The organism is Terrisphaera buseokensis, assembly GCF_047521145.2.
Classification (GTDB): Bacteria; Verrucomicrobiota; Verrucomicrobiia; order Opitutales; family Opitutaceae; genus ER46.
Genome location: NZ_CM134186.1, coordinates 3,513,931 through 3,538,293, shown reverse-complemented (window position 1 = coordinate 3,538,293; position 24,363 = coordinate 3,513,931). Strand labels below are relative to the sequence as shown.

At 65.4% G+C, this 24,363-nt stretch carries 13 protein-coding genes; 3 read left to right on the top strand and 10 right to left on the bottom strand.

Features of this window, described 5'->3' with window-relative positions; translation table 11 throughout:
* Positions 1-132: 132 nt before the first annotated feature.
* The 4 genes from ACLJEU_RS13265 to ACLJEU_RS13250 all read right to left on the bottom strand — a co-directional run bounded on the left by ACLJEU_RS13265 (position 133) and on the right by ACLJEU_RS13250 (position 5,507).
* Complete coding sequence (locus ACLJEU_RS13265; protein ID WP_414664296.1) at positions 133-1,902, bottom strand: SpoIVB peptidase S55 domain-containing protein; 1,770 nt, start codon at positions 1,900-1,902, stop codon at positions 133-135.
* Between the two features lie 182 nt (positions 1,903-2,084).
* A complete protein-coding gene (gene hemL / locus ACLJEU_RS13260; protein ID WP_414664295.1) occupies positions 2,085-3,371 on the bottom strand; it encodes a glutamate-1-semialdehyde 2,1-aminomutase in 1,287 nt (428 codons plus the stop codon).
* Positions 3,372-3,411: 40 nt separating this feature from the next.
* Positions 3,412-3,804 carry a GxxExxY protein gene (locus tag ACLJEU_RS13255; RefSeq protein WP_414664294.1) on the bottom strand — a complete coding sequence of 131 codons (393 nt, stop codon included), beginning with the start codon at positions 3,802-3,804 and terminating at the stop codon, positions 3,412-3,414.
* 35 nt (positions 3,805-3,839) lie between these two features.
* Positions 3,840-5,507 carry an NAD+ synthase gene (locus ACLJEU_RS13250; protein ID WP_414664293.1) on the bottom strand — a complete coding sequence of 556 codons (1,668 nt, stop codon included), beginning with the start codon at positions 5,505-5,507 and terminating at the stop codon, positions 3,840-3,842.
* A gap of 105 nt (positions 5,508-5,612) precedes the next feature.
* Between ACLJEU_RS13250 and ACLJEU_RS13245 the strand changes: the two genes are divergently transcribed.
* From ACLJEU_RS13245 to ACLJEU_RS13235, 3 genes are all read left to right on the top strand, one after another.
* Positions 5,613-6,923 (top strand): TolC family protein, encoded by a 1,311-nt coding sequence (locus tag ACLJEU_RS13245; RefSeq protein ID WP_414664292.1) that lies wholly within the window; start codon positions 5,613-5,615, stop codon positions 6,921-6,923.
* 81 nt (positions 6,924-7,004) lie between these two features.
* Positions 7,005-7,577 (top strand): Maf family protein, encoded by a 573-nt coding sequence (locus tag ACLJEU_RS13240; RefSeq protein WP_414664291.1) that lies wholly within the window; start codon positions 7,005-7,007, stop codon positions 7,575-7,577.
* A gap of 34 nt (positions 7,578-7,611) precedes the next feature.
* On the top strand, positions 7,612-8,733 hold the full coding sequence (locus ACLJEU_RS13235; protein WP_414664290.1) for a hypothetical protein: 1,122 nt from the start codon (positions 7,612-7,614) through the stop codon (positions 8,731-8,733).
* A 70-nt stretch (positions 8,734-8,803) separates the two neighbouring features.
* Here the strand turns inward: ACLJEU_RS13235 and ACLJEU_RS13230 are convergent, their stop codons facing one another.
* From ACLJEU_RS13230 to ACLJEU_RS13205, 6 genes are all read right to left on the bottom strand, one after another.
* Entirely contained in the window at positions 8,804-10,192 is a 1,389-nt protein-coding gene (locus ACLJEU_RS13230) for an MFS transporter (protein WP_414664289.1), read from the bottom strand.
* The gene (locus ACLJEU_RS13225; RefSeq protein WP_414664288.1) at positions 10,189-11,667 is read right to left on the bottom strand and encodes a sulfatase family protein; all 1,479 of its coding nucleotides are present in this window, start codon (positions 11,665-11,667) and stop codon (positions 10,189-10,191) included. Before ACLJEU_RS13225 ends, ACLJEU_RS13230 begins: the two co-directional genes overlap by 4 nt.
* Positions 11,668-11,778: 111 nt before the next feature.
* Entirely contained in the window at positions 11,779-14,877 is a 3,099-nt protein-coding gene (locus tag ACLJEU_RS13220; RefSeq protein WP_414664287.1) for a hypothetical protein, read from the bottom strand.
* A 56-nt stretch (positions 14,878-14,933) separates the two neighbouring features.
* On the bottom strand, positions 14,934-17,663 hold the full coding sequence (locus tag ACLJEU_RS13215) for a DUF6797 domain-containing protein (RefSeq protein WP_414664286.1): 2,730 nt from the start codon (positions 17,661-17,663) through the stop codon (positions 14,934-14,936).
* A gap of 125 nt (positions 17,664-17,788) precedes the next feature.
* Positions 17,789-20,896, bottom strand: a complete 3,108-nt coding sequence (locus ACLJEU_RS13210; protein WP_414664285.1) for a hypothetical protein — start codon at positions 20,894-20,896, stop codon at positions 17,789-17,791.
* A 158-nt stretch (positions 20,897-21,054) separates the two neighbouring features.
* The gene (locus tag ACLJEU_RS13205) at positions 21,055-24,321 is read right to left on the bottom strand and encodes a TonB-dependent receptor plug domain-containing protein (RefSeq protein WP_414664284.1); all 3,267 of its coding nucleotides are present in this window, start codon (positions 24,319-24,321) and stop codon (positions 21,055-21,057) included.
* Between the last annotated feature and the right edge of the window lie 42 nt (positions 24,322-24,363).

The following is a 24,363-nucleotide window of genomic DNA, read 5'->3' as shown; positions in this document are numbered from 1 at the left end:
GATGCGATTGGGCGGGAAACGCAAGGCGGGGATCATTCCCGCGGTGAAGGTCGATGGCCAACCCCGGGAGCGCAGGTGTCCCGCCTACTCCGATCGTTGCACGTGGGACGCCTGCGCTCCCGGCGCTGAACCTTACTCCACCACGGTTAGCGGTCGCCGCACGATCGCGCTGAGCAATTTGCCGGCGAGAAAGTGCTGTTCCCAAAGGGGCAGCAGGGCGTCGCGGCGGCGGAAGCGCGCCTCATCGGCACCCCGGGCAATCCGCTCGATCGATCCTGGCGCCTCGGGCGTCGCCACGGTCTGATCGCTGAACAGCGAGGTCTTTTCCACCACGGCAATGCATACGCCGTCGGTCGGCCGGTCATCGCGCATGGCGGCGAGATAGGCCTCGAAGCTGCGCAGTTCGGCGGCGGCGATCTGGCGGGGCCGGCCGGTGAGTTGATCGAGCGCGCGACCGGGTGCGAGGATGACCTCGAGCTGCTTGCCGATCCACGCGGGATTGATCGGCAAATCGATCGTCTCGCGGTGCGCGTCGCCCTGCCAGTCGCGCCACGCGATCGTGGCCTGCACGACCTGTCCACCCGACGCGCTGGTGCGGGAGAGTTGGAAGAGATCGAGTGTGACCGCGGGATTCGTTTCCAACGGCTCGACCGAAAACGACACGTGATCGGGAAATGTCTTCGCGTACGGATTCTGCAGATTCGCGGCGAGCCCCTGGATGAATTCGTTCAGGCCTTGCGCGAAGCCCTGCGGGCCCGAGTAGAGGGTTTGAAACGCGAGCCGGGACGCGGCCGGGAAACTCACGTCGCTCCGCAGCCGGAATCCGTTGGCGAGGCCGGCGTCGTTGGAGCCGAGAATCGCCTGACTTACGCCCGCCGCCACCAGGACCGGCGTGAGCTGCTGCTGGCGGGCGACGGAAAACCGCAACGTGCGCGGCGAGCCTTTTGCGGGCGTGACGGTGACCTCGACGCGGGTCATTTCCGGACCGCTGCCGAGCGAACCTGAAACCGCGGACAGTCGATCCTGCGTGATCGTGCCAATGACGGCGCCGGTATTGGCGATCTTCACCGAGCTCATTTGCGAGGGCAGAATCGTGATGATTTCCGCCGCGCACATCGGGAGTGCGACCTCGCCCAGCGAAAGCATCGGGTGGCCGAAGGCAGTGACGCGCTGACCATCGATGCGGGAAACGGTGCCGGTGCCGGCGAGCGTGATGTCACCGGTGGCGAGCGCGACCGAGACCGCGCTACCCGGTCGGAGCGTGGGATACTTCGCAGCGGTGCCGGGCTGGGCCAGCGACGCGGCTGCTTCCGAAGTGCCGCTCTGCGTACTGCCGCCGAGCGCGGTCGCCTGCAGGCCCAGGGCGGAAAAGCGCGGGGCAAACAGATCCGCGACGGCGGGGCTTAAACCGCCGAGGGTGAACACCGGCTGCAACGAACGATAAGGGGCGTCGAGGGCGGACTCGGACAACGGGGCCGACACCAGCGCCCCGGCCGCGGAGGAGGATTTGGTTCTGACTTCGTCGAGATCCGCGGCGGGCGTGAAGCCGGCGTAGCGGACGGTTTCAAAGCGCTGGACCTGATAACTCAGTGCGCCGGCGAGCTTGCCGTCGATGTAGAGCGGGCTGCCGCTCATGCCGGCAACGGCGCCCATCTTCTGGACGCGGGCGTCGGTCAGCTGGCAAATGATGAGCGACTTGCCCGGGCCGAGGGCGTTACGGAGGACGCCGGTGACTTCGACCGAGAACGGCTCGGGCTGGGTGCCCTGGAAAACGGTCCAGACCACGCCCGTCTGACCGGGCTGCAAGTCGTTGAGCGAAATCAGCGGCGCATCCACCGGCTGAGCAAGGACGGCGTGCGCGCAAGCGATCAGGCCGGCCAAAAAACAAGTGAAGCGGCGCATGTTTTTGATGACGGCTGGCAGTATTGAAACTAAAGGCGGATTTGCGAGCACGCAGGTCCGATTCCCGTAAATTTCACACCCGAAAATTCGGAGTGGCGCTGGAACCGCGACCGCCCCCGGTCGCATGCCTTGATTGCCGACTCAGGAAGCGACCGGGGGCAGTCGCGGTCCTACGGGCAAACTTACAACGCTCGAATTGTCTCCGTCATCACCGCGCAGGCCCGATCCAGTGCGGCGCCATCGTGCGCCGTGCTGAGGAAGCCGGCTTCGTAAGCACTGGGTGCGAGGTAGACGCCACGCTCGAGGCAGCCGTGGAAGAAGCGCGCGAAGAGTTTCGCGTCGCCGGTCAGCGCGGTCGCGTAGTCGCGCACCGGCGTCGGCGTGAAAAAGATGCTGAACATCGAGCCGCACTGCGGCACCTGCACGGGCAGTCCCTTGGCCTGGCACGCGGCGAGCACGGCGTCGCGCAACTGCCGGCCGAGGGCGTCGAGGCGCGCGTAGGGATTCAGTTCATCGAGGAGTTTCAAACCCGCGATGCCCGCCGCCATGGCGAGCGGGTTGCCGCTGAGCGTGCCGGCCTGATACACGGGGCCGAGCGGGGCGAGCATGTCCATGATGTCGGCCCGGCCGCCAAACGCGCCGACCGGCAGTCCGCCGCCGATGATTTTGCCGAGGCAGGTGAGGTCGGGCGTGATGCGCTCGCGTTCCTGCACGCCGCCGCGCGCGATGCGGAAGCCGGTCATGACCTCGTCGAAGATCAGCACGGTGCCGTGTTTCGCCGTGATATCGCGCAGGTACTGCAGGTAACCGGCGTCGGGCATGATGAAACCGACATTGCCGCAATAGGCCTCGATGATCACGCACGCGATCTGGCCGGCGTTGGCGGCGAACGCCGCGTCGAGGGCGGCGCGATCGTTGTACGGCAGCACGACGGTTTCGTTGGCAAACGCGGCCGGGACACCGGCACTGTCCGGGTTGCCGTGCGTCAGCGCGCCGGAACCGGCCTTGATCAGCAGCGAGTCGGAGTGGCCGTGGTAGCAGCCGGCGAACTTGATGATCTTGTCCCGCCGCGTGAAGCCGCGCGCGAGCCGGATGGCGGACATCGTCGCCTCGGTGCCGCTGTTGCACATGCGCACCTTCTGGATCGACGGGACGAATTTCACGATCAGTTCGGCCATCTCCACCTCGTACGGGTTGGGCGTGCCGAAGGAGGTGCCGTGCTCGAGCGCCGCGGCGATGGCGGCCTTGATCGTCGGATGGTTGTGCCCGTGAATCGCCGGCCCCCACGTGCACACGAAGTCGATCAGCTCGCGATCGTCAGCGGTGGTGAGCATCGCGCCGCGCGCTGCTTTCACGAAGAAAGGCGCGCCGCCGACCGAGCGGAACGCCCGCACCGGTGAATTGACGCCACCCGGGATCAGCTTGAGCGCGCGGGCGAAGAGGGAGTCGGAGACGGAGGAGGAGGACATGGGGGAACCACTAATCTACACTAGCAGCACTAATAAGAAGTCAGAGGACAAATCGTTTCCACTGCAGTCGAGGCGAAGCGCCAAAATTCAATAGGTAGCCGACTCGTTTGCGGGTTGCCTTGAGGTAATTGAGCAACTGCGCCTCGTGCTCCGGCGCAGCCGTTTTGACGGCCTTCAGCTCGACTAAGATCTGATCCAGGACGATTAAATCGGGGTAGTAGTGTTTTTGGAGAGGCGTTCCGCGGTAATAGACCGAGAGTGCGGGCTTGGACACAAACGGCATTTTTCGTGCGACGAGCTCCAACTCCAAACTTTCCTGGTAAACTTCCTCGAGGAAACCGCTGCCCAATTCATTATAAACATCAAACGCAGCGGCCATGAAATCATAGCCCTCTTGCTGACAAAGATCTGAATTCGCCGCCGCTTCCGCCATGAGTGTCCGTGAGTGCCGATTAGTGGTTCAAAATCTCAGCTCACATACTTCTGCACGATCGGGATGCGGCGGCCGACGCCGAAGGCGAGGGGCGTGATCTTCAAGCCGGGTGCCGCCTGCTTTCGTTTGTACTCGTTGAGGTCGACCTTGCGGGCGATGTCCTGCACCACGGCGGCGTCGAAGCCCTGCGCGACGAGGTCCCGGCGCGAGAGGCCTTCTTCCACGTAGCCCTTGAGGATGGCGTCGAGCACGTCGTACGGCGGCAGGCTGTCCTGGTCGGTCTGGTTCGGCCGGAGTTCCGCACTCGGCGGCTTCTCGATCGTCGAGCGCGGGATGATTTCGCGTTCACGATTGATCCAGCGGGCGAGGGCGTAGACCTGCGTCTTGAACACATCGCTGATCACCGCCAGTCCGCCGCACATGTCGCCGTATAGCGTGCAATACCCGACGGCCATTTCGCTCTTGTTGCCGGTCGTGAGCAGGATCGCACCAAACTTGTTCGAGAGCGCCATCATCAACACGCCGCGCACGCGGGCCTGGATATTTTCCTCCGCCACATCGCGCGGACGCCCGGCGAACAGTGGGCCGAGCGACGTTTCGCAGGCGGCGACGGCGTCGGCGATGGCGATGGTCTCGAAACGAATCCCGAGATTGTCCGCCAGGATGCGCGCGTCGTCGCGCGAGTGTTGCGACGAAATCGACGACGGCAGCGACACGCCGGTCACGTTTTCCGGACCAAAGGCTGCGGCGGCAATCACGCCGACCACCGCCGAGTCGATGCCGCCCGAGAGCGCGATGAGCGCCCGCTTGAAGCCGCTCTTCTGCGCATAATCGCGCAACCCGAGCACGAGCGCGTCGAACATGTCGCGATACTCGTCCGGCGCGAAACCGGCGTGCAGCGTCGGGGCCTCGAACGGTGGATTGGTGCCGAGATTTCGAATCTCGACCACCGCCTGGTCCTCGGCAAACGCCGCCAGCCCGGCGAGCACGCGGCCCTGGGCGTCGCAGACGAGACTGCGCCCGTCGAAGATCAGTTCGTCGTTTCCACCCACGCAGTTCACGTAGACGACGGGGCAGTGGAGCGAGCGGGCGGCGTCGGCCACGACGAGATTCTGGCGGATGGCGTCCTTCGCGCTGTGCCACGGACTCGCCGACAGGTTCAGCATCAGGTCGCACTTCTGATCCGCGAGCTGCTCGATCGGCACCCGGCCGGCATACAACCGGCGCGTGCTGAGCATCGGATGCGTCCAGATGTCCTCACAGATCGTGAGACCGATCCGATAGCCGGCGTGGTCGATGATCGTGGGCGCGGTGGCCGGCTCGAAATAGCGATCCTCGTCAAAGACGTCGTAGGTCGGCAGGAGGCATTTGCGGCCGACGGCGGCGACCTTGCCGCGATAACAGAAGGCGGCGGAGTTGAAAAAGGGCCGGCCGCGGCCGTTGGGATTGGCTTCGACGGTCCCGATCACCGCCGGCACCGCCCCGACGGCGGCCGCGATCTCGTTCAGCGACTCCGTCACGTCGGGCACGAAGCGCCGTTTGAACAACAGATCGCGCGGCGGGTAGCCGCAGACGGCAAGTTCGGGAAACACCACCAACTCGGCGCCCTGGGCGACCAGCGAGGCGTAAGTTTCGAGAATCTTGCGGCGATTGCCGGCGAGATCTCCGACGGTGGGATTGAGCTGGGCGAGACCGAGACGCATGAAAGGGAGCGGAACGTGAACGGCTTTATCCGCTCTGACAACTCGCAACCCGGGCTTGCGCTGTGCGTCAGGCCCACGATTTGCTGTAACACTTACTTGTTCTCCATGCCCAACGCTCCGCGCTCCCTGCTCTGTCTTTTTCTTGTGTCGGTCGGTTTGCTGGGCGGTGCGGAATCGCCGGCCGTCCTCACCCTGAACGAGGCGCTGGGGAGCGTGGAAAAGGCCAATCTCACCGTATTGCTGAGCCGGGAATCGGTCGTCCAGGCCCTCGAGCAGGTCAACGCCGCCCGCGTGTCGACCCTGCCGATCATCACGGGTACGTTGCAACAGCGGCGCACGAAGAGCGTCCCGCTCACGAATACCGGCGCGACGTCCGCGCGACCGACGAATCGGTTCGACGGCCTGCTGACCGGCTCGATGTCGATCGTGGATTTGCAACGCTGGTCGGCCCTGCGTTCCGCCCGGATGGGCTCGGAGGTGGCGCAGGCGGACTATAATAGTGTGCTGCAGTCGATCCTAGCGAATGTCGCGCAATCCTACTTCGCCCACCTGCGGAATCTGCGCCGCCTTGAGGTCCTCGATGCCAACATCGCGCGGGCCCGCACGCTGCTCGACCTCGCGCGCAATCAATTGCTCGCGGGCGTGGCCACCCAAATCGACGTCACGCGCGCCGAGGCGCAGCTGGCGCAGGCCGAGCAGGCCCGGCTGCAGCAGGTGACGTCCGATCTGCAAAGCGAACTGCTCCTGAAGCGCATCATCGACATTCCGGTCACCCGCGAACTGCAGCTCGAAGACTTCAAGGTCCAGCGCTCCGACGGCATGCTGTCGATGTTTGCCGAGGATAAATCCACTTTTGAGAAACGCGCCGACTACCTGCGCGCGCAGAAGGCCGTCGAGCAGACGAAAGTCGACGTGCGCAGCGCCAAGTTCGAACGGCTCCCGACCCTCGGCTTCACCGGCACGTTCGGCCGGGGCGCGCCGAATTTCGACGACGACCTGCAGCCGCAGTGGTCGGCGGCGGCGCTGATTACGGTACCGATTTTCGACGGGTTCCGCGCGGGGACCGACAAGCGGCTGGCGATGTCACGGCAACGCGCCCAGGAACTCCGGCTGCGCAATCTCGAACTCCAGATTTCGGCCGAACTGCGGCTTGCCGCGCAGGACGCCAAGTCCCGCAACGCCCAGATCACCGTCGCCGAAAAGAGCCTGCGACTCGCGCAGGAGGAGCTGCGGCTCGCGCAGCAACGCTACCAGCAGGGCGTGGCGGACAACCGCGAGATTGTGGACGCCCAGAACCGCCTTGCGGTCGCCGAGGACAATTTCGTCGAGGCCGTGTACCAATATAACCTCAGCCGCGTGGAACTCGCGCGTGCAAAGGGCGATGTCCGCGCCGTGCTGGCCGAGAAGGCGCCGTAAGTTTGCCCGGGAGCCCAGGCTTCCAGCCTGCTCCGCCCATCAAGGCAGGCGGGACGCCTGCGCTCCCAGGCTCCGACTCCCATGTCTTCGCTGATCCTCGCCTCCGCCTCGCCCCGCCGCCGGGAACTGCTTGCGCAATTGGGCGTGCCGTTTTCGGTCGTGGTCGCGGACGTGACCGAACACGAGGAAGCGACGACCGATCCGCGTGTCATGGTCGCGCACAACGCCGCGCTCAAGGCCGACTGGGTGGCGGCGCGGCATCCGGACGCGATCGTGCTGGGGGCCGACACCACCGTCTGCCTCGACCGGCACGCGCTCAACAAGCCGCGGGATGCCGCGGACGCGCGCGCCATGTTGCGCCGGCTCAGCGGCCGCACGCACACGGTATTTACGGGCCTCGCATTGCGCCGGGCGCGCGATGGGCTGACGATCGATGACAGCGCGACGAGCGACGTGACCTTCAAGGTCCTCGACGAGGCGACCATCGAGCGTTACCTGTCGCTGGTGCATACGCTGGACAAGGCGGGCGGTTATGGAATTCAGGATCATCCGGACCTGATTGTGGCCCGCTACGAAGGCTCGCTTTCGAACATCATCGGGCTGCCGCTGGAAACGACGAAACAAATTTTGACGCGCAGCGGTCTGCTGCCATGACTTTTTCCGTTCGTTCGCGTCCAGCCACCTCGCAATGACTCATTCCGTCGCCTCACCGTCCGCCACCGCCTGGTTGCGCGGCCTTTGCGCACGCGTGTGGCAGGACAGGGAATCGCGTTCCACGGCCATCGGCCTGCTGGCCGTAGTGTTGATTCACCTGTTCCTCTGGCTGATCGCACCCCTGGTGTTGCGGCTCGAGCACGTGCCGTCCGCCCCGCGGCCGCACGCGGCGTCGAAGCAGTTCAACATCGAACTCGATCCGGACATGCTGGTGAAGCCGCAGACGAAGCCGCCGGAGCCGTTCAAGTTCGTCGAAACGAATCCCGAGGCGCCGGAGAACACGCCCGACAAAACGAGCAATTTTGCCGCCCGTAATCAGCAGGCCGCGCAGGAAAAACCCACGCCGGACGGCAAGGCCGACCGCGCGGCGACCGAGGGCAAGAAGGATTTCGAATCGAATCAGATCGTCAGCGGCCGCCTCGTCGAGCCGACCGAGCGCATCGATCCCACGCCGCCACCGCCGCCGATTCCGCAGGCTGAGACGCCAGTGAATATCCCGAAGGCCGAGCAGAATCCGCTCGCAGGCACCGAGAAATTTGAAGGCGACAATCTCACCGGCCTGGGCGGCAACATTGCCAAGCGGCTGGAAAACTCGAAAGCGGTGCCGGAGAAAGTCGAAGGCGTGAAGGACGCGCCGCAGACCGAGACCGCCGTCGCCATGCAGCCCGCGATTGACCCGCGCCGGCCGCGGCCACGTCCGCAGGTCGTGAAGCAGCAGCAGGTCCGGCCGGCGATTCTCGCCGACAATAAATTTGGCACGAAGAACGTCGGCCTCAGCGGCATCGACGCAAAATGGAGCAACTACGGCGCATATCTGCAGCGCATGATCGACACCGTGCAGATTCAGTGGGAGCGGCTCATCATCCAGATGTCGGCGATGCCCGCCGGCGGCAGCACCGTTTCGGTGAAATTCGTCATGAACGACGAGGGACGGATCACGAACATCGCCAACATCGAGACGACGGCGAACGAGACCGCGTCGCGCGCGTGCGTCAGCGCGATCACCGATCGCGCACCCTACGGCCCGTGGACCGACGACATGAAGGCCGTGCTGGGATCGCAGCAGGAGATGACGTTCACGTTCTACTATCAGTGAGCGGTCAGCGCGCCGCGCGCGTGACAGCTGCCTGCGCGAATCGAAAAGCAGATCGGCGGCAGTTCAACCGTCAGCCGCGGGCGACCACTGCGCGGCGGGACGCCAGGACCGCGGCCTCCGTGACGCCGTAACCGGCAATCAAAACCGCGGCGAGAAGGGCGAAGACGATGGTGCCGGCACTGAACGCGATCCGCATGGCAAGAAACGTCTCCGGCGTTTGGGCGGCTTTCAGCGCGGTGTCCCAGCCGGTTAGACTCAACGCCAAACCGGCCAGGAAGATCGATCCCGAAAGGGAAACCTTGAGCATCCAGCCGAGGACAGCGTTGAACATGCCTTCGCGCCGCGCTCCGGTGGTCACCTCGTCGAGGTCGCAGATGTCGGCGGTCATCGAGGGCACGAGCACCATGACGGCGACGAGGCCGGGTGCGAGCAGCAGCGACGGAATGACAAGCAGCCAGCCGGCGTCGGGCACGTAGCAAAACCATTTGGCGATGCCGGCCACGACCAGCGAGGCGGTGCAGAGCAGGAAGGTGTTTTTCTTTCCGATTCGCTGGGAGAGGCGGACGATGCCGGGAATCGCGCAGAGCCCGCCCAGTTGAAACGCCATGCCGGCGAAGCCCTTCAAGAGCGCGCCCTTCGCCATGTCGCCGCCGTTCACGTAGAATACGTTCAAATAGAACCCCGTGTTGTCGATCACGAGGAAGCTCGCGTAGATCAGCATTTGCGCCGCGCCGAGGCGCATGAAATCGCGGCGCTTCGTCGTTTCACGCCAGCCGCGCCACAGTGAAAGTTGCGGAGCCGTGGATACGGGCACGGGGCGTTCCGGCACGCGCCACACCGTGATGGCGCCAAGTGCGGCCACGACGCAGCCGATGATCACGCCGCACGTGCGGCTGCCGGCGACGAGACTGTTCTGACCGACGATCTGCACCAGCTTCAGCAGCCACTGGTTCACCACGCCCGAGAGTTTGTGCAGCATCGACTTCGCGCCCATGAGGCGCGTGCGCTCGTGATAGTCGCGCGTGAGCTCGAGGCCCAGCGCGCCATACGGGACGACAAAGATCGAGTACGCGGTCGAGAGCAGGAACGAACCGACCGCGAGCCAGCCGAAGTAGAACAAAGGCGACTGCCCCGCGGGGAAAAACCAAAGTCCCGCCGTGCAGAGCGCCGTGAGCAACGCCCCGACCAGGATGAACGGACGCCGCCGGCCCCAGCGCGACCGCAGGCGATCGCTGCGGTTGCCAATCCACGGATCCATCACGGCATCCCAGAGTCGCGGCAGCGCGATGGCCGCGCCCACCAGCACCGGACTCACGCCGAGCGTCAGATTGAAGACCGGGTTCGCGAGCTGGTTGACGGAATTGAGCGCCAGGTTTTCGGCAAACGCGGAAGCGCCGTAGGCGGCGCGCACTCCGGGACGGACGTGCTCGGCAGCGGGCGTTGCAGCGGGTTGACTCACGTGGAAATCGGGCCCTGGCCGAAGTCGGTGACGCCCCGCGCAAACTGTTTGATGCGGGTCCGCGGGAACGGTGCGAAGGACAGCGCCGCGAGCGCGTCACCGCTCGTTGCGGGCCGGGTGAAATCCCGGGACGCGAGCACGCGGACCGCCTCGCGGCGCAGCTTGGCGACGGGCGTGTCGGCGTCATCGGCGCGGTTTCGCGTTTCGCCTGGATCGTCGCGGAGGTTGAAGAGCAATTCGCGCCCGCCGTTCGCCAGCCAGATGTATTTCCAGTCGCCGTGACGCACCATGCATTTGAAGTGACGGGTGCCGGGCGTGCCGAACATGCCGACCAGGTGCTCGCGGGCGCTGGTTTCGTGGCGAATCATGCCAAGCAGATCGTGGCCGTCGCGCAGTTCCGGCGTGCCGCTCGCGGACGTGGCGAGGCCGAAAAGATCGGTAAGCGCGGCGAGGCCGGAGGACCGGCCGCCCGCCGGAATGCGCGCCGGCCAGCTGACGAGCATCGGCACGCGGCACGCGGCTTCGAAGAAACTCTCTTTCTGCCACGCGCCGTGATCACCCATGTGATCGCCGTGATCGGAATAGAAACAGATCAGGGTGTTGGCGGCGTCCGGACGCGCCTCGACGGCGTCGAGGAGTTGCCCGATGCACGCGTCGATATAGGCGATCGATCCGAAATACCGGGCACGCAACTGGCGCGCCTGCGGCGCTGGAATGTCCTCTGCCCAGACGGCGTGATTCATCCAGCCGAGATAGTCATCGGCCGCATCGACGACCGGATCGCCGAGCACGGGATCCGTCATCGCATCGGGATCGAACATCCGGTTGTAGGGGACCGGCGGTGCGATCGGCGGATGTGGCGTGACGAAAGAGACGAAGCCGAAATACGGGCGCGAATCGGGCCGGTTGATTTCCTCGAGGGCCCGGCCGGTGAGCCAGGCTTCCACCGACAGCCGGGCCGGCACCGGCCTCGTCTGGGGCACATAATACATGTCGCTGCGCTCGCCGTGGACTTGTTCCAGGTGCGCAAAGTCCGGCCCGTGCGCCCGGAGCCATTTCACGTAGTCGTCGCCGAGAAACTCCGCCTCGGTCGGCCAGAGTTCCTCGCTGTACTCATGGGTCTGGAAGCCCAGCGGCTCGTGGCGTGGTTCCGTGTGAAACTTTCCGAGACCCCACGTGCGGTAACCGCGCGCGGCGAGGGTTTGCGCCAGATACGGTCCGCAGCGTTCGCTCACGCGGTCGCCCGGGGCCCAGTTGCTGAGCCAGCTGGTCTTCGACGGCTCGCAGCCCGTCATGATCGAGTAGCGGGCCGGCACACACACGGGACACGTGGTGTACGCGTTGGTCAGCGCGACGCCGCGGGCGACCAGCCGATCCAGGTTCGGGGTGCGCACGTGTGCAGCGCCCAAGGCCGCGATCGTGTCGAACCGCTGCTGGTCGGTCATGACAAAAAGGATGTGAGGAGGCGTCGCCATCGGTGGTCGGATCGGAGGCTGCGGTCGTGGTGTGATCAGGAGTGCGAAAGGGGCTCGGGTGAAGGCAAACGCCAGGTAAGATCGAGCGCGAAGCGGGAAAACCGTCCGGTCCTAGTGTTCGACATCGAGGGTGAGGAGAAATTCCCGACCGGCCTGGCGCCCGTAGTTGCGCGGCACGCCGTTGGCGAACGTGCGCGTGACGAACACGCGGGATTGGTTGAAGACGTTGTTCACGTTCAGCTGCACGCGGCACGAGGTGCCCCCGACGCCGCGGAAGCGGTAGTTGGCCATCAGCCCGGTGAGGATGTAGCGCTCCGAGTAATACGGATTGTCGCGGTCGGTCCGGGTGCGGCCCTTGGCGTCAATTTTGTTCGGGAAGCCCACGATGCTCGGACCGCGGTAACGAAAATTCGCCGACGCGGTCGCGCCTTTCAGCCGGCCCTCGGTGAAGCTGTGCGTGGCGACCAGGTTCGAACGCCACGTCTGGGAATTGCCGCCGGGATTGCCGAGGCTCGCCTGGATGTCGTCGAGCGGGCCCTGAATGAGCTGCGCGTGGGCGGCTTCGACGGAGCGCGTCGCATCGTAGGTGGCAGTGGACCAACCCCCGCGGTAGGCCTGCCAGGTGGCGAGCTTGGCGTTGAGGTAGTCATACCACGGCTGGGTCGAGAGGTCGTCGATCTCGGTTTCGGTCCGGCCGGCGTTGGCGAAGATGCGCCAGTTGCGCGTGGGATTGAACGTGAGATCGAGTTCGAGACCCTTGCTGTTGCGATCGCCGGGAAGGCGGAAATCGGCCGGGAGCGGGTTGCGTGACTGAAGGAAGAGCGGGTTGATGGCGTAGGAGGGATCGTTGAGGTAGAGCTGCTGCTCGAAATTGATCAGATTCTGGCGGAGGCCGGAGTCGGCGAGCGTGGTGTTGCGGTTGAGGGAATTGAAATAGTTGACCTTGAAGGTGAGGCGGTCGTCGAGGAGGCGGAGGCGCACGGAATATTCGTGGGACTCGCCGTAGTTGGGTTCGACGACGGTGCCGTTGACGTCGCGGACGACGGCGACCTCGTTGAGCGAGGCGTTGCGCGAATAGTCGTAGCCGAGTGAGACCCAGCGTTCGAGCCACGGCGGCCGCACGATGAAGCCGTAGTTCCAGCGCGTGGCGGAGCGGTAGGGAGTCCAGACCGACGCGGGCTCCTTGTTGCGAAAATCAGCGTAGGCGCGGTAGCCGGTGCCGAGGGGATTTTGCGGGGTGATCGGCCCTTCGGTGAGAATCGGCTGAAAGGACCCGAAGTTGGAATTGCGGACGCGATCGTAGCGGACACCCACGTTGGCCACGAGGTGGTTCTTGAGAAACACGCTCGAGGTGCTCGCCGCGAGCGAGCTGCGCTGGAGATGGTTCGCGGACGGCGCGGTGCCGACGCCGCCGACGGGATTCTGAAAGGAGGTCACGCCGAAGCGCTCACCTGCGGCGGTCGTCAGCCAGAGCGTTTCCATCAAATCGCCATAGGCAGTCGGAGCGGCGAGCCCGTAGGCGCGCGGGTCGCTCGTGCTGCCGAAGACCGGGAGGTATTGGCGCATGTAAAGCTCGCGCTCGATGCTCAGCGGGTTGTTCTGCGCGGCAGCGGAGAGGAAACTGGGCTTGCCGATGATGAGGTTGCGCAGCTGCGCGAGGGTGTAGGTCACCGAATCTTCGTAGCTGGCGAAGACGCCGAGACGGTGCAGGCCGAGGTGGCGCGTCCAGCCGGCGTTTTTCGTGAAGTCCTGCTCATGGGTGCCGACGACGCGCGCCTGATGGACGGCGAAATCGGCCCAGTTGCCCTGGCCGGTGGAACGATTCGACTCGAGGTAGGGGCGGCCGTAGAGCGGGTTGGGGGTCACGCCATCGGGCAGAAATGCGTTGATGTCGACGAGGATGTCGTAGGCGTTGTTGGCGAAAAGCTGCGTGGTTTGATTGCGGTAGGATTCAAACGAGTAGCCGAGCTCCACGAACGTGGTGCGGGCGAGCCGCTGCTCGATCGTGGCGGTCACGTTGCGGCTGCGGCGGAAATTGTAGCGCGACCAGCCGGCGGGATTCGTATCCCACGGGAGGCCCGGATCGATGAGCGTCTGAGTGTTGCCGGCGGTGGCGGCTCCGTCGGCGATGTTAACGAAGACGGTGTTGCGCACGTCCTGAAAATTCACGAACGACGGAGTGCCGTTTTGCGGAAAGACGAAGAGCTGCGACTTCGTGCTGAAGGCATACGCGCGCGTCGTGCCGTCGCCGAGGGCAAAGGTCGGCGCGGCGGGCCGCCCCGCGGTCGCCGCCGTGGCGGCGAGGTTGCGATACGTCTGCGGACTTCCGGCGCGCCGCGAGGCGAGCCACGCCATGTAGCCGTTGTCGCGGGCCATGGTGGTCGCGGGCCGCGCGTCGCGCCGGTGGTGATACTCGCCCTCGACGCGGACCGTCGTGTTTTTGAACGGCTGCCACGTCGTCGTGACGAACGCGCGGCGACTGTCGTCGTAGCCGGGCGTGATGAAGTAATCCTTGTTCTCGCGGAGCGTGATGACGCGCAGCGCGAGTTTCTTCGGGAGGATCACCTGGCTCACATCGAAGACCACGCGCTCGGAACCGTAGCTGTCAGCGCGGAGCGAGAGCTTCTGCCGGTTGCGCGTGAGGTTGGCGCGCGCGGATGTGCTCTCGGCGGTGCCGGCCGAGCCGCCCAGGCCGAACTGCACGGCGTTGGCCCCGCTCACCAGGGCGAAGCGCTCGGTGTTGTAGGAGTCCGCCTCGATGGTCGTGCGAAAATAATTGCGCGTGCGGTCGATGTTGCCGAGGCCGCGGGAATTGCCGGAGTCGTCGGCAATGTTGCGGGAGCCGGGGCGCGAGTCGCCGTTGCCGTTGACGTTGTCGAAGTAGGTCTGCGTCGTCGCGGAAAAGAGAAACGCCTCATCGGTCGTCGTGGCTCCGATATCGTCCAGAAAATCCTTCGTGAACACCTGTACCTGGCCCGCGACGTCGGCGAGGTCGATTCGGCCCCGACCGCCCTGCAGGATGGCGGTGGAGGCGTAGCCGCGTTCGGTGTCCGATCCGACTTGGAACGGCGAGAGCACAATCGGCGCGGCCGGAGCGGCTGCGGCCGGGGTGGGCGTGGTGGGAGCGACCGACTGGCCGCGGGCGACGTGCGCGGCAGTCAGCGCGGTCAAGGCTCCGGCGCAGCGGAGCAAGGTGAGGTGGGTTCTCATCGTGGGGTGCGGGGTGGGGTAGAAAAAACGAGCGAAGCTGGAACTGCTGCTGCGATCTAGGGCGTCGACGCGGCGGTCTTCACGCCCGGCACCCGGTGAATCGTGCCGGTGACCACGCGGTTCACGTCGGTGCCCGTGGCGTCCGGCACGCGGCAGGTGATCTCGATGATGGTGGCCGGCGCGAGCGACGGAATCGTGAGGCGCACCTGACGCGGATCCGTGAGAACCGTGGCGCGCGTGACGGGCAGCGCATGTTCATTGATGCGCGGACTGCCGTAGCTCGCGCTCCGTTTCAATTCCCAGACCTTGACCGCATAGCGGGTCGCATCGGCCGCGGTGGCGGCGAGCGGCTCGCTGAACGTAAGCTCGATGCCACCTTCCACGATGTGCCACCCGGTGGGCAGCGCGGCGGGTTTTCCCGTCGGCCGCAGGCGGTAGAAACCACCTTCCTGTTCGGTCTGCGACGTGGCCCACGCGGAAAGTCCGCAGAGATAAAGCCGGCCGTTGGTGGGATGCACGCGGCCGCGCATGATTCCGGTGGGAAAGTCGGGAATGGGCAGACGACTGAGCGCGCCCTGCGCGGCGTCGCCCAAACCGTCCGCGAACACCACTTCGATTCGGCCCTGACCGTAGGAGAGATTGAGCAACGCGCCGTTGAGCGGGCCCCAGGTGTCACTCGTGATCCAAACGAGCTCGGCCGGTGAACGATCGATCGCCTTGTCCACCCACAGCAGCGGCGGAGCCATCGCGGCGTCCGAGGCGTCGGCGGGTGCGCCGTAGCTCCACATGTTGCCGAAAAACTTTCCAGGCGTGACGCGGTTGATGCGGTTCATCGGCATCCAGAAGCCCTCCTGGTCGGTGACAAAGAACGAGCCATCGGGATTCAGGCACACGCCGTTGGCGGCGCGGAAGCCGTTCGCCAGAATCTCGGTCCTCGCGCCGTCGGCTGAAATTTTCAACAGCGTGCCGTGCTGCGGGACGAGCGCGGTGCGGGCGTGGCGCGCGCTCTTGGCGTAATAGAAATTGCCCGCGGCATCGGTCTGCAGGCCCATCGCGAACTCGTGAAAGTGATCCGTGACCTGATGATCGCTGTTCACGTTTTCATAGAAGTCGGTTTCGCCGTCGCCATTGAGGTCGCGCAGCACGACGAGTTGATCGCGGCAGGTGACAAAAATGTCGCCGCCGCGCCGCTTGAGTCCGAGGGGCTGGAAAAGGCCGGACGCGATCCGTTGCCACGCCACAGTCGCGGCGTCGCCATCGATGCCGGTGACACGCCACACATCGCCGTCCCATGTGCAGACATACGCGGCCTTGCCGTCCGCCGTGAAGTCCACGCCGCTGGGGCGCACCCGACTCCGCCACGGATTGGTTTGTGGCAGCGTGAAGCGTTCCCAGGCAAACGCCCCCTGGGTGCTGCTGGCGACGACGGGCGTTTCAATCCGCTCGGGCCAGCGCGGCGCGCCGCCGCGGGTGAACGGCGTGAGATCGCGCGGCGGTGCGGCTGCCGCGGCAAAGGCCGCAAGGTCCGACGTCCCCGCCGACGCGAGCCGCACGGCGAGGCGCAGCGGTGTCACCGCCGCGGGGATACGCAGCGTGACGAAGGCGGCGTCGGGTACGACGGAGACGCCGGGGGCGCCGGAAAACGCGACGGCGGTGCCGGCGTTGGCCACGCGCACCAGCAGATCGCGGGACGAGCGCCCGACAGCGAGCGTGCGGACGAAAACGGGTTGGCCGGCGAGCGTTTCGAGGTCGTGACTCTCGAGGATGTCCGCGTCGCCCACCGTGTACGCGATCACGACGCGATCGTCCGCGCGGTAAAGTCCGCGGTAATGTTGCCAGGCGCGCGGGAGCGGGCCGTAACGGCGTCCGTCGGGACCGGTGAACCGAGGATCGTCAAACGTGCCGGTCGCCGGATTGGCCCAGCCGGGGCCGTCGGCGGTTTCGAAGTGCAGGTCGCCAATCGTGCGCGGGTGGACGACATGCCGGCCGTTGAAGTTGATGCCTTCCCAATCGATGAAGCCGCTGCCGGTCCAGCCGCCGGCGAGGCGCAGCGTGTCGTGTTCGAATGCCACCCACGCCTGGCCGGCGGAGATGCCGCCGGGTCCGGGATTGAGGCGGACGGCGATGCCCTTGTACGCGAGGTTCGAACCGGGCGCGATCGTGTCGAGGGCCGCGCCCGGAAGTTTGGCGGCGGCGGCGCGGCGCGCGGCATCGGCGACTTCGAACGTGCCGATGAGAAACGGACCGTAGTCCATCTCGCGCCACGGCTCGCGCTTCACCGGGGCCGGTCCGGTGGAGTCGCCCGCCGGCAAGCCGGCGAGGTAGGCGGCAGTGACCGGAAAGAGCTGCGACGGGTTGCGACCGGCGAGGAAGGTTTCGCGGATATAATGGATGACGTCGTACTTCTCGCGCGGCACGAGTTGCGGTTGCGGCGCCATGAGCCGCCAGCCGCGCGTGAGCGTCTGATACAGCGTGTGTGGATCGGAGCCGTGGTTGAACGTGCCCTCGGCGAATCGCAGCGCGTTCGGAATCGAGCCCGGCAGATTCAGATCGCCGTGACACGCGTGGCAGACGAGTTGGTAAATCTTCTCGCCGCGCGCGAGCGACGCCTTATTCCAGCCGCGGATCAGTCCGGCGTGATCAATGGTCTTTTCGTAGTCGGGCAACGCCGACTCAGGCAGCAGCGGCGCGCCGGGCGGGAGGCCGGCGTCCTGGGCTCGCGCACAAAACGCGGCGGACACGAGGCCGAGGATCAACAGCAACGCGGCAGGACGCGAAGGGGGCATGCGAGTGAAAAGAGGCCAGGACGGGACCGGTGGCGAGATTCGAACGCTGACGATCGGTGCGAGTCCTCAGGGCTGAAGAATCTGCTTCGCGCCGAGCAACCGCGTCAGCAGGTTCGAAGGGCGGCTCAGAAATCGAACTTGGAGGTGAGCGTCCAGGCCCGCGGTGTGCGGATGAAATACGAGGACGGCACGAGGTCGGCCTTGGTCGGTGCCGGGGCGCCCGGAGCAATGACGACCGTCCGCATGCGCCGGACGATCGGGGCGGATTGGTCGAGCACGTTGAGGATGTTCAGCTGGAACGTGACGGCGGTTTTGCGGAGCCAGGTAAAACGCGTCCGGAAACGAATCGACGCATCGTGATCGAGCGTGCTGTTGCCGAAGATCGGAACGGTGTCGAGCAGGACGCCGGCCGCGACGCCGCCCTGCCGAACCTCGTAGGCGCCGGTATAGGCGCCGGACTTGTAACGGGTGCTGGCGGTGATGCCCCAGCCTTTGAGTCGGCCCGGCAGGTCGAAGCTGGCGGTGAGGTTGGCGCTGAGTTTTCCGCCACCGAAATTATTGCTCAGGGAATCGATGGACTGATCGAGGCGCTGATCCAAGGCGTCGAGCAGGCTGTTGATCGTCGTCGTGGGGTTCGCGCTCGTCGCCAGGTTGCCGACATTCACGCCCGGATTCCTGGCTTGAAGATCGTTGATGTAGGCGCGGAGCTGGGCGGCCATCGGCAGCGTGAAACGGTAGAGATTCTCGCGCTCGCGCTCAGTCTTGGAAACGGTGGCGCGCACGCGCACGCCCGTCATGGGATTGGCGGTGAGCCGCAGTTCATAGCCCCGGCTGGCCTGATCGAGGAGATCGGCGTTCGCGTTGTACACGGGCCGGACCAGCGGGTAGCTCGCAATCAGGCTGGCGACGGCCGCGGAATCAGCGGCATTGAAGAGCCGGCTGGCACCGACCGGATTCTGAAGGATGGGGAAGACCGCGTTGTAGGCGCCGCGGATGCTGTCGGCCGTGTTGAGGTTGAGCGTGAGCACCTCGGCCACGCTGTTGTTCGACGTATCGAAGTATCCGAGATCGACGGCGACGCGGCCACTGAACAGGTCGAACTTGAGGCCGGTGTCCAGGCCCTTGCCGGCGGTGTTGGGCGGCGTCACCGCGTCAGGGCCGACAACATTGCCTCGGGGCGGGCCGAAGTTCGTGCTCTTGTTCGCATAGACCGACATCCAGCGGGTCAGGTGAAACACTCCGCCCAGCGTGCGGGTCGGGCCGCGCGAGACGGTCTTCGCCACGTCGCTGCGATCCAGCACGAGCAGCCCGTTGCTCGCCTCCCAACCCGGCGGCCTGACGCGGGTCTGGCCATAAACGTAGTCGGTGGCTTCGTCCACGCGGTAGCCCGCGGTGAGCACAAGCCGCTGGTTCAGGAAGCGACTCTGCGCGGCGGCGAGATAGGAGAACTGGTGGGCGGTGCGGAGCGCCTCGCCTTCGGTGACCCAGCCGGACGTGATCGGGCCGCGCGTCGGGTGGTTCCAGGTGAGCGCAGGATAGTCGCGCCAGTCGGGCACGAAGAAATTGCCGGCGTCGAGCGGCGAGGCATAGTGGCGGCGGACGACGCCGTTGCCGGTGTTGACGGGATCGGCGTTGAACGGCGCGTAAAGCCACGAGTCGCGGAAGTTTTCGCTGCCGGAGACGCTCTCCATGTAGGACACGGTGCCGACCATGCGATGCGAACCGAGCCAGCGGCCGAGATTGAACTGCCACGCGGCGGTACCCTGGACGACCTCGCGCTCGCCGTGCTGGGTGCGATGCAGCCAGCGGGACTGGGCGTAGTATTGTCCGGCGAAAGGATTGATCGCCTGGCCGGCGGCATTCGTCGCCAGCGCGGTGCCGCCGAGATTGAGGATCTGCGCACTGTTGGTGAAGGTGCGGTTGGCGTCGGCGAGAATGGTCGCGCCGCTGGCCGCGCCGTTGGCGAAGGCCTGGTAGGTGTCGGCGCTGCTGGTTTCGCGCGAGGCGGAGAGATTGAGGTACAGCGACTCGGCCAGCTTGTGGTCAATGGCGAGGGTGAGAATCTGGCGATCAATGCCCTTGCGGCCACCGGGGCCGTTGATGTTGCCGCGGGGCGTGAAGAAGCGCGGGTCGATCGACTGCCGGTTGCTGGCATCGTTGCTGCCGAGACTCGCGTTGGTGAACAGCGAGTGGGCGGCGTTGATCACAAACGACTGTCCGCCGCTCTGCACGACGACGGGGCTGACCCCGGCCCCGATGTAGTTGAACGCGACAGGCGTGCCCGCGGGATTCACCAGCGCATTGCGGGCGGCGGCGGTGAGCGATTCCCAGTTCGCGGGCAAATCGAAGACCGGCGCGCCGCGGTCGAGCCAGTTGGTGACATAGGTGCTGACGAGGTGCGGACCAGGATAGGCGACGCTGCCGGTGGTGTGCTCGCGTTCGAACTCCGCCCGAACCTCGGTACGCGCCGTGGCCCGCCAGGTGGTGGCGAGATGGATACCGTCGGTGTTGTTGAGAAAATTGGCGCGATACTTCTTCGTGCGCTCGGCGATGCCATTGACGCGCAGGGCGAGGGTCTTGGGGATCAACACCTGGTTCACGTCGGCGTTGACGCGACGGCTGTGGTTGCTGTCGAAAAGGAAGTCGAGGCCGTAGGCGGGACGGTTCAACTGGGCCCGCTTGGTGGTGATGTTGACCACACCACCGGCGCTCCCGAGGCCGAAGAGAATCGCGTTCGGGCCGCTGGAATTGTCGATGCGCTCGACGGTGTAGAAGGCCGGGCGCGAGTCGGTCTGAAGGTAGTTGCGCGCCATCGTGCCGCCGAGACCGCGGGTGCGAAAATTGACGTTGAGCTGCGCGCCGGGAAAAATCGTGTTGATCACGCCCTGGCTGTCGAAGTCACCGGCGTCCTCCGCGAAGTTCGTGGAGAACGCGAGCGCCTGCTCGAGGGTGGTCGCCCCAATGTCGTCGAGAAATTCCTTCGTGAGCACGTCGAGCGCGCCGGGCGTGTCCTTGAGCGACGAGTTGAGTCGCGAACCGGAAAGGGTGTTTTCAGCGCGGTAACCGCGGTCGTTCTCGGAGACGACGGTGAAGGGGCTCAGCTGGACGGGTTCGTCCCGGCTCCCGGCGACCGGCGTCGGTGCAGTTTGCGCCGACATGGCCGAGGTCAGGAGTGCAGCGGCGAGCAGGCAACGGCCATGTCCCCGGAACGTCGGGGCAGGAGGGTTTTTCATAGGATCGTGAATGCGTGATGAGTGAACGCGCGGGCGATGGGCGGAATGCCCGTCGTCTTTTTTTCGCTCTCGGAATCGTGGTGAGGGCCGGATGCGGCGGGACTTGCCCGTGGGCTGCGAGGCCGTCCTGGCACCGCTGACGGTGGGCACCGCGATGATCAAAAATCGAACGTGTTGGAGAGCTCGTAGGCGCGCGGCGGGTTCAGGGCCCAAACCGGCGAGCCGTCGCCGTTCACGGCGACGCGCCGCAGTCCCTGTTCGCTGAAAAGATCCTGCGCGTTGAGCTGCACCTTCCACCGCACCTTGTTGTTCAGGATGCGGCGCGAATAGTTGATGAACATGCCGCCGGAGATCACCGCGCCGGTCTTATATTCGCGACTCAAGTCGGATACCTGCCCGGGGTAGTTCTGCAGTCCCGCGAAGTTGAAAAGCTTGGTCGTCTGGCCGTAGCCGATGACCTTGCCCGATTCCCAGCGCAATTGAGTGCCCAAGCTCAGGCCCTTGAACGTTCCCTCGGAAACACTGTAGCGTCCCACCGCCTTGGCCGTGTACGGAGAGAGCCCGGCGCGGGCGTTGCCCTCGGGCAGGACGTCGCTCGCGTAGGAGATGCCGACCGCGTTTGCGAAATTGTCGATCAGCAGTTGGGACGTGGACGGATTCCGGTTGGTCGTGCCGTCCACGCGCATGCCTTCGTCGAAATATCTTTTGTAGAACGCGCCGCGGGTCGCGAAGAAATCGGAGAGCTCCGGGGCGATGCCGGATACGCGGGCTTCCGTCTGATCGATGCTTGCGACGAAATCCCAATTCCGATTCGGCCGAAAATACACTTCGAGCGCGTAACCCTTCGAGACCGCGGACGAGGTGGCGATGGCGCCATTGGGCAGGGCGTAAGGCGTGGTGACGGTGGCGCCGTTGGCCCCGACGGTGTTCCACTCGGACTGACGGCCCGCGTTGATCAGCGCATTATAAAGCGTGTTCTCGAACGCCGGGACCCGGTTCTGCACGGAGGTGGACGCGGCGGAATTGAAGAGCTGCGACGACTTGAAGTGCGTGAGCTTCACGTCGAGTTTGTTGCGGAACAGGGAAACGCCGATGCCCACCTCGTCTGTCTTCCCTGACCGCGGCGGGATGGCGCGGTAGAGGTTGTCCTGCCGCGGGCTGGTTGCGGCGAAATTCTCCGACCGGTTCGCCAGCACGCGCAACCAGTCGGTGGCCTTGAAGACGATGCTCTCCGTCCTCGTGTCACGCTCGTTGCTGAAGGTCGTGCCGGTGGACTGAAACTCGCTGCGGCTGCTGCCCGGCAGCGACGGAAACGGAAATTGGCTGTCGGGTTGCAGCGAGCGCAGCGAGGATTCCACCTTGTCCCGTCGCCAACCGAGCAGCGTCACGATCCGGCTCTTCCAGAAAAAGCTCTGCAGCGACACACCCTCGCCGGAATTCTTCTGAATCTGCCAGGTGCGGACGGCCGCGTTGGGAATCAGACCCTGGCCCACGTGGAGCTGCTGCGGCGAGCGCTGCCACGTCGCGGGGGCGGCGAGATTGTTGTAGTAGAGATAATCATACGACCGGTTCTGCATGCGCGCGACATTGTCGGGGAAGCCCGTGAAGCGTAGGGAAGTGTCACCGACCTTCACGGGGTCGCCGACATACCAGAGCTGCATGACATAGCGCGACGTCTGGCCCGTGGCGTTGGCCCCGGTGGCCGCGGCCGGCAGCACATTCGGGATGTCGCTGTCGAACTGGTAGTGGTAGCGCGTGCCATAGGTGTCGCGGTCGGCTTTCGTGTACACGCCGGTGAGGCGATGCGACCCGAGCCAGCCGAACGTCTCGGTCTTCTTCGCGAAATCGAAGTCGTAGTTCGCCTGCACGAGCGTGTTCGTGTACGTGGCGTCGCCGCGCTCGGCGATGTTGCGGCCATAGATGAAGGGCCGCAGGAAGTTCGGGTTCACGCGGCCGTCGGGCAGCTTCTGATTGATGTCGATCGAGATCTGGTTCGTCTGCGAGAGGATGGCGAAATACTGATCGAAATCGCGGGTTTCCCGCTGGACCGTGGCGGACAGGTAGAGATCCGCGGTGATCCGCTGGTCGATGCTGACGTTGAAGCGACGGATGTGCTCCTTGCGATATGAGCCCGGCAGCGCGCCGATTTCCACGGTGTCGTACGGGAAGATGCCCTTGTCGGTGACCTGGGGGTCCGCGCGGAGAATCGTCGTGTTTTCGAGGGCGTCGCCGCTGCGGGCGAATTGGCTGCGGCTCGTCAGGGCCGCGGGGGCGGCTCCGGTGATCGTGCGCGCGGCGAAGATCGTGGCGACGTTGTCCAGCGGGCTGGCCCATTGGCCGTTGCCGCTGTAAATGAGCGCGGTGCCATTCGCGAGTGAGTCCAGCGGCCGGCGGATAAGACCGAGATTGACGGTGGTGCCGTTCGCCAGCGTGACGTTCGTGGCGGGAGCGATCCCATCGGCGTTGGGCACGGTCGGATCCCAATAGAACGCCTGCGCGACCTGGGCGGACGTCAGCTGCGGCGCGTAAGCATTGTAGGCTCTCAGCCAGCCCGAGACATTGTCCTGCACGGTGCGATTGTTCGGCCGGCGGCCAAAGCTCGTCACGCCTTCCGCGTAGGCGCGCACCGTGGTGCCCGCGAACGGCTGGTAGGTGCCCGTGAAAAACACCCGCTTGTCGCGGAGGAAGGCGGTTTTGACCTGATACTGTTGTTCGCTGAAGAGGCCGACGCCACGCACCGCGAGTTTTCCGGGGATCAGCACTTCGTTGTGATCGAGCATGACCCGGTTTGAGCCGAATTGATCGATCTTGTTCTCGACCCGCGTGGCGCGTTTGCGGGTGCTGGCCAGCTTGGTGGACGAGTTCACCAGGCCCGCGGGTTCCGCCAAACCGAAGAGAATGGAGTTGGCGCCGCGCAGGAACTCCACGCGTTCCGTGTTGTACCGATCAGTCGAACCCAGGGTGTCGATGAAGTTGATCGTCGTCGACGCGGCGCCCAGGCCGCGCACGCGAATCACGCCGGAGCGGTTGTTGTTGTCGCCAAAGTCCGAGCCAACGTAGCCGTTGGCGCCGCCGAGCGCGGCGACGGGTTCAGCATGGTAGGTCGAGTCGTTCTCGGCGCCGGCCACAAACGCCATCGCGCCCGCCACATCCTTGGCCCCGAGGTCATCCAGGAACTCGGTCGTCAACACCGTCACGGAGGCCGCGACGTCTTTCAGGTCGGTTTTGATGCGGCTGCCGGCGAGCGTGGACGTCGCCTGGTAGCCGCTTTCCCCGGTCGTATCGACGAGGAACGGCGACAACACGATGGGATCCGACCCTGCGGCGGGGGAGGTGGCCGGCTTTGATCCGCTGGCCTGCGCGCAGAGCAGCACAGGCGTGAACAAGGCGACGAAAAAGACCAGACGCGGGACAGTGGGGTTCATGGCAGTGGGGTGAACCGAGCATAGCACCCGGGACCCCCGGGA